The 11437-nt window shown below is 63.5% G+C and carries 11 protein-coding genes; all 11 read right to left on the reverse strand.

What is annotated here, in order from left to right:
• Positions 1-2: 2 nt before the first annotated feature.
• On the reverse strand, positions 3-461 hold the full coding sequence (gene fabZ, locus AUL35_RS00375; RefSeq protein WP_062010910.1) for a 3-hydroxyacyl-ACP dehydratase FabZ: 459 nt from the start codon (positions 459-461) through the stop codon (positions 3-5).
• The gene (gene lpxD, locus AUL35_RS00380) at positions 445-1515 is read right to left on the reverse strand and encodes a UDP-3-O-(3-hydroxymyristoyl)glucosamine N-acyltransferase (RefSeq protein ID WP_062010912.1); all 1071 of its coding nucleotides are present in this window, start codon (positions 1513-1515) and stop codon (positions 445-447) included. Before lpxD ends, fabZ begins: the two co-directional genes overlap by 17 nt.
• A gap of 26 nt (positions 1516-1541) precedes the next feature.
• Entirely contained in the window at positions 1542-3956 is a 2415-nt protein-coding gene (gene bamA / locus AUL35_RS00385) for an outer membrane protein assembly factor BamA (protein WP_062010914.1), read from the reverse strand.
• A gap of 218 nt (positions 3957-4174) precedes the next feature.
• Positions 4175-5314, reverse strand: a complete 1140-nt coding sequence (gene rseP / locus AUL35_RS00390; RefSeq protein ID WP_062010916.1) for an RIP metalloprotease RseP — start codon at positions 5312-5314, stop codon at positions 4175-4177.
• 59 nt (positions 5315-5373) lie between these two features.
• Positions 5374-6225 (reverse strand): phosphatidate cytidylyltransferase, encoded by an 852-nt coding sequence (locus AUL35_RS00395; protein WP_062010918.1) that lies wholly within the window; start codon positions 6223-6225, stop codon positions 5374-5376.
• Positions 6226-6227: 2 nt separating this feature from the next.
• Positions 6228-7004, reverse strand: a complete 777-nt coding sequence (locus AUL35_RS00400) for an isoprenyl transferase (RefSeq protein WP_280137311.1) — start codon at positions 7002-7004, stop codon at positions 6228-6230.
• Between the two features lie 2 nt (positions 7005-7006).
• Entirely contained in the window at positions 7007-7564 is a 558-nt protein-coding gene (gene frr / locus AUL35_RS00405; protein ID WP_062010920.1) for a ribosome recycling factor, read from the reverse strand.
• Between the two features lie 61 nt (positions 7565-7625).
• Positions 7626-8339 (reverse strand): UMP kinase, encoded by a 714-nt coding sequence (gene pyrH, locus AUL35_RS00410; protein WP_062010923.1) that lies wholly within the window; start codon positions 8337-8339, stop codon positions 7626-7628.
• Positions 8340-8443: 104 nt separating this feature from the next.
• A complete protein-coding gene (tsf, locus tag AUL35_RS00415) occupies positions 8444-9370 on the reverse strand; it encodes a translation elongation factor Ts (RefSeq protein WP_062010925.1) in 927 nt (308 codons plus the stop codon).
• A 105-nt stretch (positions 9371-9475) separates the two neighbouring features.
• Positions 9476-10273 (reverse strand): 30S ribosomal protein S2, encoded by a 798-nt coding sequence (rpsB, locus tag AUL35_RS00420; RefSeq protein ID WP_062010927.1) that lies wholly within the window; start codon positions 10271-10273, stop codon positions 9476-9478.
• 197 nt (positions 10274-10470) lie between these two features.
• Entirely contained in the window at positions 10471-11277 is an 807-nt protein-coding gene (locus AUL35_RS00425) for an EipB family protein (protein ID WP_062010929.1), read from the reverse strand.
• Positions 11278-11437 lie beyond the last annotated feature (160 nt).

The raw sequence follows: 11437 nt of genomic DNA on the forward strand, positions 1-11437 counted from the left end.
GGTCAGCGCGCACCGGCCGCCACGAGCATCGCGCTGATGGTCGCTTCGGCAACCCGCTGACCGTCCACCACGCCGACGCAGTCGAACCTCCAGATGTTGCCCCGCTTTTTGGACTGCTGGACGTGGTACTCGAGATGATCGCCCGGCACGACGGGCTTGCGGAACTTCGCCGCATCGATCGTCATGAAGTAGACGATCGATGTGTTGTCGCCGCCGGTCGCGAGTTGGCAAATGGCGCCTGCCGTCTGGGCCATGCCTTCGATGATGAGAACGCCCGGCATGACCGGATAGTTCGGAAAGTGGCCCTGAAAATGGGGTTCGTTTGCCGTGACGTTCTTATGTCCCACGGCGCTGCGATCCGCATCGATTGCCGTGATGCGATCGACCATCAGAAACGGATAGCGATGCGGCAGCAACTCCAGGATCTTCTGGATGTCGGCGCTCTCAAGCGTCGTTGCCATGTCCGTCGTCACGTCCTGCCCCTTGTCGATCTTTGGCGATGGCCGACAGCGTGGCCATCTCCCGTATCCATTCCCGAACCGGCCGCGCCGGCATACCGCCCCAACGGGCACCCGCCGGAACGTCGCTCGCCACCACGCTGACGGCTGCGATCTGGGCGCCGTCGCCCACGGTGACATGTCCCTTGAAGCCCGTCTGACCGCCGATGGAGACGCCGTTGCCGATCGTCACGCTTCCGGCAATGCCGACCTGTCCTACGATGATGCACGACCGGCCGATGACAACGTTGTGCCCAACCTGGACCTGGTTGTCGATCTTCGTACCCTCGCCGATGACGGTATCGCGCACGGCTCCGCGATCGATCGTCGAATTGGCACCGATTTCCACGTCGTCCTGGATGATGACGCGGCCAACTTGAACAATTTTCGTGAGGCCGGTAGCATCGGCGGCATAGCCGAAACCATCCTGGCCGACGCGCACTCCGGGATGGAGAATCACGCGGTTCCCGATCAGGGCGAATTGCACCGAAACGTTCGGGCCGATCCGGCACTCACGACCGATCTGGCAGCCCGGGCCGATCGCTGAACCGACACCGACGACGGAGCCAGCCCCAATGGCGGCACCGGAGGCGATCATCGCGAACGGCTCAACCGTCACGTCGTCTTCCAACAGGGCGTCGGGCGCCACGTAGGCTTGCGGCGAGATGCCTGATGATGTCATCGGACCCGGCCGCAACGCGGCGGGGAACAGAACCCGGCCGACGGTCGCGAACGCTACCGATGGGTGGCGCACGATCAACAAGGGCGTCGATGAACGGGCATACTTGCGATGCCGCGCGCTGGTGATCACCGCACCTGCGCGCGTGTCAGCGAGTTGATCGACGTAATTTGCATCAGCTAGGAACGCGATGTCGCGTGGTCCCGCCATATCCAGAGCACCGATGCCGTCTATGAGAACGTCGCCAGCACCCGTCACTCCCTCGATCGAGGCGCCGCAGAGCTCCGCAAGCGCCGTCAGGGTTATCGGCTGACCGCGCTGGAAGAAGCCGTCAGGCATCTGCTGTCCCTCGCCTCGTTCTGAGATCAGAAGCGAGACGAGAAGCCGAACGAGAACTGCTGGGTACGATCGAAGCTTTCCTTGGCCAACGGCTGCGCATAGTTGACGCGCAGCGGGCCGAACGGCGACGCCCAGATCAGACCGACACCAGCAGAGGCCCGCAGCGAGAAATCTTCGCCCTGGATGCCGAACTCGTTCTCGATGTTGTCCAGTCCCCAGAGCGAGCCGGCATCGGCGAAGGCCGCACCGCGGAAACCGAAGTCACGGGAAACGAGCGGCAGCGGGAAAGTCACCTCGGCGGACGCGTTCACGTAATTCGTGCCACCGATCGCCACGCCGTTCTGACGGGGGCCGAGACCCTGGTACTTGAAGCCCCGGACGATGTCCTGACCCTTGAAGAAGTTGTCGAACACGCGCAGATCGTCGCCGAGAGCCGTGACGTTGCCGGCACCGCCGCTCAACTGACCGATCAGATCGTACTCTTCCGACAGAAGGCTGAAGTACGACGCGCGCCCGGTCGTGCGGATGAACTTCGCGTCACCACCCAAACCTGCGACTTCCTGCCCAGCCTGCGCGAAGAAGCCGTTGCGGGGGTCCTGCTGGTTGTCCAGTGTATTGTAGGTCAGCGCATACGAAACCGACGAGGTCGAGTACGGGCTGTCGCAGATAGCCTGATTGATGATCGGCGACGCCGTGTAAAGCGGCGCAACCGGATCGGCGCAGGTCGTGAAGATGTAGCCCGTCGGCCCGAGAACGTAGTTGCCGGCTGCGTCGCGCAGGGCGAGACCCTGACTGTCGCCGAAGGTCTCCTGCTTGTAGTTGTAGGCGACCTGCGCCGTAAGGTCTTCCGTGATCGGTGCCGCCAGACGAAGCGCACCGCCGTTGCGCACGATGTCGTATGCCGTCGAGGAGGAGTTTTCCGTGCGGTAGAGATCGAAACCCGCCGCAAGGCGGCGACCGAGGAAGTAGGGTTCGGTGAACGAGAGGTTGTAGGACCGTGTATTCTCTCCGAACCCGGCCGAGACCTTCACGAACTGCCCGCGGCCGAGGAAGTTGCGCTCGGTGACGCCGATCTCGGCCACGGGACCGGAGCTTTCGCCACCAGTCGTGTAGCCACCGCCGATCGAGAACTCGCCGGTCGACTGCTCTTCGACCTGGACGATGACGATGACGCGGTCCGGCTCCGAGCCGGGAGCGGTCGACACGTTGACGCTCTTGAAGAAGCGCAAGCCTTCCAGACGCTTCTTGGCGCGTTGGACGAGAACCTGGTTGAAGGCGTCACCTTCCGAGACGTCGAACTCGCGACGGATCACGTAGTCGCGCGTCTTGGTATTGCCGCGGATCTCCAACCGTTCGACATAGGCGCGAGGGCCCTGATCGATGACGTAGTTGATCGAGATCGTGTGGTTGGTGAAGTCGCGATCACCGCGCGGTGTCACCTGCGCGAAAGCGTAGCCCGAATTGGCGACCGCATTGGTCAGGTTGACGAGCGACTCTTCTACATCCTCGGCACTGTACGTGTCGCCAGACTTGGTCTTGAGTTCGCCGCGCAGCGACTCCCCATCGATGCCCGGGACCGTCGAGTCGATGTTGATGTTGCCGTAGGCGTAGCGCTCGCCCTCCTCAACGGTGATCGTGATGAAGTAGGCGTTCTTCGCCGGGTCCAGCTCCGCCACCGAAGACACGATGCGGAAATCCGCATAGCCACGATTGAAGTAGAAACGCCGAAGCGTCTCCTCGTCCGCGCGCAGGCGGTCTTCGTCGTAGATGTCGTTTTTCTGAAGGAAGGAGAAGAGGCCGGACTCGCGCAGCGAGATGACCTCCTTCAGGCGGCTGTCTCCAAAGGCATTGTTGCCGACGAAATTGATCGTGTCGATCTTCGTCCGGTCACCCTCGTTGATGTCGTAGACGACGTTGACGCGGTTCCCCTCGGCGGGAAGCGTGCGGACTGAGACGGTCGCGTCGGATCGGCCCGTGCGAACGTAGGCGGCCTTGATCGCATCCACGTCCGCCTGGGCGGTCGAGGCATTGTACGGTTGCCGCGAAGCCGTCTGGACGATCGACTGCAGCTGCTCGTTCTTGATCCGCTTGTTGCCCTGGAAGACAACCTCGCTGACGATCTGATTCTCATCGACGTTGACGACCAGCGTGCCGCCACTCTGATTGGCGCGGACGTCGGAGAAGAGGCCGGTTGCGAACAGACGTGTCACTGCCGCGTCGACGTCCGCATCCGTGATGTTCTGGCCGGTGCGGATCTGGGTGAGGTTGCGGACCGTCTCCGAGTCGACGCGCTGATTGCCGCGAACCTCGATGCGGTTCACGACGGCGGCGTCAGCTTCGGACAACGTGGCCAGCTGAATGCTGATCGCGGAAGCTGCGAGCACGGTGGACGAAAGAGCCGCTGCGGACAGCGCGCTCATCAGCTTCGACCCAGCCTTCATACCACCACTACCTTTTCCTATTCCGCCGACCGCCGGCGCGCTCTCTGTGAAGCGCTTTGCGTTTGTATCGGCTTTGCAGTCACGTTCAACCAAACTGGCCGGATTCCGTTTAGGAAACGGAAAACCGTTGCGAAGCCGCCACGCGGCCATCGGCGTATGGTTAACGACCTGCAAATATCCCCTGCCAAAACCCCTGAACGAACCGACGCCCGACTCAATCAGGTCAGGCTGGTCAGATCGTTCCAGAATGCGAATACCATGAGAAGCATGACGAGTGCGAGCCCGATCCGAAAACCAACGTCCTGCACCCGCGCACTCAGCGGGCGTCCTCGCACGGCTTCCGCGGCGTAGAACATTAGATGCCCACCATCCAGCATCGGGATCGGCAGGAGATTGAGCAGTCCGATCGAGATCGAGAGGAGCGCGGCGAGGTTCAACAGCGGCGCAAAGCCGAGGGCCGCGACCTGACTCGACATCTGCGCGATGCGGATGGGGCCACCGATCTGATCGCTGCTTTGACGACCGCCGAAAATGCCCCCGATGAAGGCCACCGTTCGCTCAGTGACGAACCAGGTTTGGGAAACACCGTATGCGAGCGCATCCCCCAGTCCGAGATCGACCGTGCGGAACGCAGCGCTTTCCGTGTTGGCCACGATACCGATCACTGGGACCTTGAAGGCGTTGCCGAAGTTGTCGGTCTGCGTCTCCTCGCGCGGCGTGACCGTCAGCTTGGCGCGGCCGCCCGATCTGTCGACCTCGAGCGCGATCGGGACATCCGCTCGCGACGCCACGTAGCGCTGCAGGTCGGCGAACGTCCCGATCGGGCTTCCGTCAGCCGACACGATTCGATCGCCGGGTGCCACGCCGGCCGTCTGGGCGGGCGAGCCCGGCCGCACCTCGGCTACCACTGGATCACCGACGACGATGCCGCTGACGTAAGCTGTGCCGGCAAAGATCGCGATAGCAAGAATGAAGTTCGCGATGGGTCCTGCCGCGACCGTCGCGGCGCGGCGCGCGACGCTTGCCGCCGGAAACGCGCCCTTACGTTCCTCGGGCGACATCCGCGCCATTGCTGATGCGTCGGGAACGCTCGCCGCGTTCTCATCGCCCCAGAACTTGACGTATCCACCCAGCGGGATCGCGCACAGCTTCCAGCGCGTGCCGTGGCGATCATCGAAGCCGATGAGTTCGGGGCCGAAGCCAACGGAGAACGCGTCCACGCGAATGCCGGACCATCGCCCGACCAGGTAATGACCGAGTTCGTGGAAGAAGACGATCACGGTGAGAACGAAAAGAAAGGGCACGACCTTGATCAGGGCCGAGTCCCACAGCGTGCCGAACCAGCCTGCGATATCCATCGGACTTCATCCCAACATGAGGTCGGCGCCGACCGCGCCACCATACGTCATTCTATCATCTAGAAGGCGAAGATGGCGCGCGCGGGATGATCCAGGCCCGCTACCGCCATGCCGAACACCAGCGCGACGGCCGCTGCCACGATCAGGGCATCAATGCGATCCATCAGTCCGCCGTGACCCGGAATCAGACGACCCGAGTCCTTCACGCCAAAGCGTCGCTTGATCCACGATTCGAAGAGATCGCCCGCTTGTCCAACGGTCGACAGGACCGCCGCCAACACGATGATGAGCCCGGTGACGTGACCGGTCAGCAAGTAGGCAAAACCTGCAGCAAAGGCGGTTCCGGCGACAAGCCCCCCAACTGCGCCGGATACAGTCTTTTTGGGAGAAACGAGCGGCATGAGCTTGGGGCCGCCGAGACTGCGCCCCGTGAAGTAGGCGAAGACGTCGGTGGCCCAAACGGTGCAGATCACGAGTCCGAGCACCGCCAGACCTTCGGGACCGCCGTCCCGCAGGATACCCGGTGCCATACCGGCCAGCGCGGAATAGACCAGCCCACCCATCACCCAGTCTGCTTTGCGTTCTCCGCGATCGACGATCGCGATGAAAGCCGTGGCCAAGGTGACGATCAGAAGCGCGAGGCCATGGTACTGGAAGAGGAAGGCGACCAACGAGACGAAGAGGGTTCGCCGAGCGAAGGCGTAGATGTCGCCTGCCCGCTTTGCGCGGGTCATGCGAGACCATTCGTCGAAGACGATGACGCAGGCGGCACAGCAGAGCAGACGAAACGGCACTCCGCCGATGAACGTCAGGATCAGCACGGCGATGCCGAGCACCACCGCCGAAATCAGCCTTGAGCGCAGATCCGTCCAGGTTGGAGCATTGAGAATGCGCGCGAGGCCAAGACCCATCGCTAGGACGCTATCTCCCGGGACAGGCCGCCGAACCGGCGGTCGCGCTGCCCGAAATTGCGCACCACATCCTCGAACGCGCGACGATCGAAGTCGGGCCAGAAGCATGGCAGAAAGGCGAATTCCGAATAAGCCGCCTGCCACAACAAGAAGTTCGACAGCCGGAGCTCGCCGCTCGTTCGAATGATGAGATCCGGATCGGGAATGCCGGCCGTATCGAGATGGGCATCGAGATAGTCCGGGGTCACGTGCTCGGCGGTGACCTCTCCGGCAACGAGCTTCTCGGCGATGCGGCGCATGGCACGCGCCATCTCGTCGCGCGCTCCGTAGTTGAAGGCGATGATCAGCGTATTGCGATCGTTGCCAGCCGTCAGCTGCTCCGCTTCCTCCAGGAGACCTCGGATCTCGGGTGCCAGATCGCTGCGGGATCCGATGACCTTCACGCGCACGCCTTCACGGTGCAGTTCGGCCAAGTCGCGGCGGATGAAGAACTTGAGGAGGCGCAAAAGCTCGCTCACCTCGTCCGGCGGTCGCTTCCAGTTTTCCGACGAGAAGGCGAACAGCGTGAGATAGCGGATATCCAGTTCGCGGGCCGTGCGCACGGCCTCGCGAACGGCCTCCACGCCGCGCCGATGTCCCATCGTGCGCGGTAGACCGCGGGCTTTCGCCCAGCGGCCATTGCCGTCCATGATGATGGCGACGTGTTGTGGGTGCCGCATCTGTTCCACCACTTGGCTCCGATGTCCCGACCGACGGTTCGCCGCTTCCTGAACGTACAGGTCTAAACCTGCATGATTTCGGCTTCCTTGACGGAAAGCGCCTTATCGATCTCGGCGATGGTCTCGTCGGTCATCTTCTGAACGCGGTCCGCCATCGTGCGGCTGTCGTCCTGGCTGATGTCGCCGTCCTTTTCCGCTTTCTTCAACAGCTCCATGCCGTCGCGACGCACGTGGCGTGCCGCGACGCGAGCGTTCTCGCTGTAGGTATGAGCGACCTTGACGAGCTCCTTGCGGCGCTGTTCGTTCAGTTCGGGCAACGGGATGCGCAGCGTGGTTCCGTCGGTGATCGGGTTGAGCCCAAGACTCGACTCGCGGATCGCACGTTCGACCGCGCCGACCATGGACTTGTCCCAGATCGAGACGGCCACCATGCGGGGTTCGGGAACGGTCACGTTGGCCACCTGATTGAGCGGCATCTGCGAACCATAGGCCTGGACGACGATTGGGTCGAGCAGGTTGGCGGATGCGCGTCCGGTGCGCAGTCCGGCCAGGTCGCTCCGAAACGAGTTCACGGCTCCGTCCATGCGGCGCTTCAGTTCGTTCAGGTCAAGAGCGGCCATTGCGGGTCCTTCGGTCAAGTGTTGTCGGCATACGTGTTGCCGTAGACGGACAGCTGATGCGTCAGTCCGTTACGATGGTCGAGCGACCGCCCCCCGTCAGGATACGCGAGAACTCACCCTTCTCGTGGATCGAGAATACGACGATCGGGATTTTGTTCTCGCGTGCCAGCGCGACCGCCGTCACGTCCATGACGGCGAGGCCACGGTTGAGCACCTCGTCGTGCGTCAGCGCGTCGTAGCGCTCGGCGTTGGGGTAATGCTTCGGGTCGGCGCTGTAGATGCCGTCGACCTGCGTGCCCTTGAAGAGGGCGTTCGCCCCCATCTCGGCCGCGCGCAGGGCGGCGGCTGAATCGGTCGTGAAGAAAGGGTTGCCGGTGCCGCCTGCGAAGATGACGACCCGTCCCGCCGCTGCGTGCGCCAACGCCGCGCGCTGCGAGAAGCTCTCGCAGATCTCCGGCATCGCGATCGCGGACAGCACGATCGCATCGACGCCCATCTTCGTCAGCGAGGTGCGAAGTGCCAGCGCGTTGATGACGGTCGCGAGCATGCCCATGTGGTCGCCGGTCACACGGTCGCCGCCCTTCGAGGCAACGGCGACGCCCCGGAAGATATTACCGCCGCCGATCACGACGGAGATCTCGACGCCAAGCTCCCGTGCGTCCCGGATATCGGTGGCGATGCGGTCGGCCACGGCGACGTCGATGCCGAACCCCTGCCCGCCCATCAACGCCTCGCCCGATACCTTGAGGAGGACGCGGCGGAATCGGACTGTCATATCATGCACCTGTTCGAGCAACCGGGTTCCGATACAGGAAGGCCGCCCGCTTCTCAAGGCGGGCGGCCCAGCGTTTCGTCGGCCGCCTTCGGCCGATCGAGCGTTTACTTCTTGCCGGCGGCCGCAGCGACCTCGGCCGCGAAGTCGCTCTGCTCGCGCTCGACGCCCTCGCCGAGAGCGATGCGCTTGAAGCCGACGATCTTGGCCGGCGCGCCAGCTTCCTTCGCCGCAGCCTCGAGCGCCTTCTCGACCGTCAGATCAGGATTAATGACAAAGTTCTGCTTCAGAAGAACGACCTCCTCGTAGAACTTGCGCAGGCGACCCTCCACCATCTTCTCGATGATGTTCTCCGGCTTGCCCGACTGACGGGCCTGCTCCGAGAAGACGGCCTTTTCGCGCTCGACCACGGAGGCGTCGATCTCGCCGTCCGTCAGCGCAAGCGGGTTGGTGGCCGCGACGTGCATGGCGACCTGGCGACCGAAGGCGTTGAGCGCCACCGGGTCGCCCGCCGATTCGATCGCCACGAGGACGCCGAGCTTGCCGAGGCCGTCGGCGGCCGCGTTGTGGATGTAGGTCGCGACCACGCCCTGCGGAACCTCGAGCATGGCGGCACGGCGCAGGCTCATGTTCTCGCCGATCGTGGCGACGGCGTCCTTGATGGTATCGGTGACCGACTTACCGCTCGTCGGGTTGGTGGCGGCGGCAACGGCATCGACCGAGCCGTCTGTCGTCAGCGCGACTTCGGCGGTCTGACGGACCAACTGCTGGAAGGCGTCATTGCGCGCGACGAAGTCGGTCTCGGAGTTGACCTCGACGACAACGGCCTTGGAACCCTCGGACGCCACGCCGACAAGGCCTTCGGCCGCCGTGCGACCCGACTTCTTGTCGGCCTTGGCGATCCCCTTGGCGCGCAGCCAGTCGATCGCGGCTTCCATGTCGCCGTTGGTTTCGGCGAGCGCCGTCTTGCAGTCCATCATGCCTGCGCCGGTCTTCTCGCGCAGGTCCTTCACCATCAAAGCGGAAATCGTCATCAGTCGGCCTCTATAAAGAAAGGGCGCACCGTTCCCCGGAAGAAATGGTGCGCCGGACAGGTGACGGCGCCATGACGCGCCGTCGGCTGCAAAGGTTTGGGAAGATCAGGCCGCGGCGGGGGCGGACTGCTCCTCGGTCGAGGCGTCGGCTTCTTCCAGCGCAGGCTCCACGGGAGCCTCTTCCATAGCGCCGATGTCGACGCCCATCGAACCCTGCTGACGGCCGATGCCATCAACCGCCGCGCGGGCGATCAGGTCGCAGTAAAGCGAGATGGCGCGAGCCGCGTCGTCGTTGCCCGGGATCGGGTAGTCGATGCGCGAGGGATCGCAGTTCGTGTCGACCACCGCCACGACCGGAATGCCGAGGCGCTTGGCCTCGTCGATCGCGATCGCTTCTTTGTTGGTGTCGATGATGAAGATCATGTCCGGCACGCCGCCCATGTCCTTGATTCCGCCCAGCGCGCGGTCGAGTTTGTCCCGCTCGCGCTGGAGCGTCAGGCGCTCCTTCTTGGAGTAGCCATGCGCCTCGCCGGACAGGATTTCGTCCAGCTTGCGGAGACGCTGGATCGAGTTCGAAATGGTCTTCCAGTTGGTCAGCATGCCGCCGAGCCAGCGGGCGTTGACGTAATACTGAGCCGAACGGTCGGCCGCGTCGGCGATGATCTCCGACGCCTGACGCTTCGTGCCGACGAAGAGGACACGGCCGCCGCGCGACACGGAGTCCGACACCGCCTGCAGCGCGCGGTGCAGAAGCGGAACCGTCTGCGCGAGATCGATGATGTGGATGTTGTTGCGAGCGCCAAAGATGAACGGCTCCATCTTCGGGTTCCAGCGGTGCGTCTGGTGGCCGAAGTGGACGCCAGCCTCGAGGAGCTGACGCATGGAATAGTCGGGCAGTGCCATCGTGTTCGTTCCTTTTGAACCGGTTATCGCCTCCACGGATCAGAGCGACCGACTGGATCGCCACCGGTGGGATCGTGACGGAAGAACCGTCCTGAACCCGACATCCGTGTGTGGAATAGCGGCGCGCATACACCAGGAACGGCGTCCCGGCAATACGCACGACCACGAACCTATATAGGAAGCTTTCTTGCGCCGGTTCAATGTTCTCCCGTCGAAGGCGGGCATTCGGCCGGGTCGAGATATGACAGGCGGCTCAACCGGCCTTCCAACGTGTACGCGCCGAAATTCATCGTCAGCTCGTCGGAAACACCGTTCTCGAAAAGTCGGTAGCGCGTCTCGAAGATCGGCTGGCCGTCGTCGTCGCTATCGGCGTTGAAATAGGATTCGGTTACGAGCCAGGATTTGAGACCACGCACGCTTTCGGCGATGGCGGGCGTCGGCGGTCCGTTGCTCGACGTGATGACCGACGTCGTGGTCAATCCCTTCTCCGCTTCCGCGTCGCCGTCGAAAAGCTTGGCCTCGACGATCCGGTCCCCCGCCCGCGCGCGCGCGATCAGGCGGGCGGTGTGCTGCAGGGGAAAGCTTGCCAATGGTATGGAAGCCTCACGCTGGACCGGCTCCTTGTATTGCACCTTCGTTGCGCCGGCGTCGTTCTTCGCCTCTCCCTCGACCCGCTCCTGAGCGGTTCCGTCGACGAGGGTCTGCGTGTCGAAAGCCAGCACGGAGCCGTCGAGGCGTTCCTGTGTACGCGTTCCCTGATCGGTGACGGTGATCTCGTCTTCTTGGTGGAAACGCGCAACGAAGCGGTAGTCGAGCGCGAACGTGTCGCAATCCTTCCGGGTCAGTTGCAATGCGATGCGGGCATCGACGGCCGAGATCTGGTCAGTCGGTTCCGCCAGCTTGAGTTCGTAGACCGCCTCATGCGCGCGGAGCGGTTCGGCGAGCGAGGGCTGGGCAGCCAGGGCAGCCAAGGCCGTTGCGGCGAGGAGCTGTTGAACGTGCATCTTTACCCCGTATCGAAGCTGTGGTCTGCCACTGCTGCGCACGGTCTCTAGCCGATCACGGCGGGCTCGTCGCGTCCATGTCGACGAGAGTGATGAGGCCAAGCATGACCGCAACGATCGAAAGCCGGCTCGCGGAGAAGGGGATCACCCTGCCCAGTGC

This window comes from Aureimonas sp. AU4 (genome assembly GCF_001463765.1).
In the GTDB taxonomy this organism is placed as follows: Bacteria; Pseudomonadota; Alphaproteobacteria; order Rhizobiales; family Rhizobiaceae; genus Aureimonas.